This is a genomic window from Treponema endosymbiont of Eucomonympha sp. (assembly GCF_001028545.1).
The window spans coordinates 1-1,437 of the sequence record NZ_BBPW01000154.1 but is presented as its reverse complement, the minus strand read 5'-3'; the positions used below and the strand labels follow the sequence as shown (position 1 = coordinate 1,437).

Here is a 1,437-nt window from a genome sequence, read left to right as displayed (position 1 = left end):
CCCTGATTTTGTAATATACACGGTAACGCTGTTATCCGTGCGATTTACCGCAACCGATGCGTCAATATTTGCCGGAAAACACGCCGAGAGTTGCGGCAGTGTTCCGCATCGCCCACTGCCTCGCCTTGTGCGCCCTGCGCCAGTTCTTGCCGACAGGCAATCAACCCGCCTGCGGCAAGAGTCGTGCCGATCAAAAGTCTTTTCGCGGCGTTTATAAAAGCTTCCAATGCGTTTTGTTATATTATCATATATAAAACGTGTCCCACGTTCTGTCAAGAGGCGTTTTTGTAAAAATGCGGCAAACGCGCCGTTCGTACAACTTTCCGGATCGCTCATAAAAGTGTTCGGGCGACCCGCAAAAGCCTCTGAGCGGATTATAAACGCTGCTGCAGATCGCGTCCGGTTTTGGCGTTTTACCTCTATGTGCCACAGAAGTTTGCTCGTTATGCCTTGCCTATCCGCTTTACCTATAAGAAAACCTCAGTGCCGAATTCCGTCAAGGAACTGCCGCAAGCCCTCATTGCCGGTGTCCTGCTCGCGGTTTATCAGCCGGACGGATTCTGGCAGCAGCCGCGCCTTGCATAACGCCGTGCCTTTTGGTACGGTAGCGGCATGAAAGTAACCGCCTTCGTGTTGCAGTTTGTCGGCAGCGTGGCTTTCCTGCTGTACGGCATGAAGATGATGAGCGACGGCATTCAGAAAAGCGCGGGGCAGAGCCTCCGGAACCTGCTCGGCATGATGACGGGCAACCGCATATTTGCGGCGCTGACGGGCTTGCTCATTACGATGATTATCCAATCGTCGGGGGCGACGACGGTCATGGTTGTTTCGTTTGTCAACGCAGGGATTTTGACGCTGACGCAGTCGATAGGGGTGATTTTCGGAGCGAATATCGGCACCACGGTTACGGCGTGGCTGGTGCTGCTGTTCAAATTGAAATTCGAGATGGCGGTATTCGCCGTGCCGGTATTCGGAGTCGGCTTCCTCCTGACTTTCGTCAAGCGGTTGCATAAAGAAGCCGTCGGCGAAGCGCTCATGGGGTTCGGACTGTTATTTATTGGGCTGGATTTTCTTTCCAGTGACTTGCCGGAACTATCCAAATCGCAAAGCGGATTTCTGGCGTTTTTTGCCGGACGGGGAGCGCTGAGCCTGTTTGCAGGAATCGCCATAGGGCTGCTCGCCACCGTCGCCGTCCATTCGTCGAGCGCGATAACCGTCGTTATCGTGACTATGGGGAGCAACAGCCCGCTCGACTGGGAGTTTGCCGCGGCTATGGTGCTCGGCTGCAACGTCGGCTCCACGATAGACGCGGTGCTCGCCGCAGTCGGCACCAAAGTGAACGCGCGCCGCGCCGCGCTGGTGCACGTCCTGTTCAACATTACGGGCACCGTGCTTGCCGTGCTCTTTTTTCACCCCTTCCTGTCGTTCGTCGATTCG

3 protein-coding genes are annotated in these 1,437 nt (G+C 55.3%); 2 read left to right on the top strand and 1 reads right to left on the bottom strand.

Annotated elements, in window-relative coordinates; translation table 11 throughout:
• Window positions 1–336 (bottom strand): hypothetical protein (locus AWU74_RS12730; RefSeq protein ID WP_238580184.1); only part of this gene is annotated, 336 nt, incomplete at its 3' end.
• A 69-nt stretch (window positions 337–405) separates the two neighbouring features.
• Between AWU74_RS12730 and AWU74_RS10475 the strand changes: the two genes are divergently transcribed.
• Both AWU74_RS10475 and AWU74_RS05505 read left to right on the top strand, forming a co-directional pair.
• On the top strand, window positions 406–585 hold the full coding sequence (locus tag AWU74_RS10475) for a hypothetical protein (RefSeq protein WP_059369747.1): 180 nt from the start codon (window positions 406–408) through the stop codon (window positions 583–585).
• Between the two features lie 27 nt (window positions 586–612).
• Window positions 613–1,437, top strand: an 825-nt coding sequence (locus AWU74_RS05505; protein ID WP_162504877.1) for a Na/Pi cotransporter family protein, incomplete at its 3' end; no start/stop codon positions are given.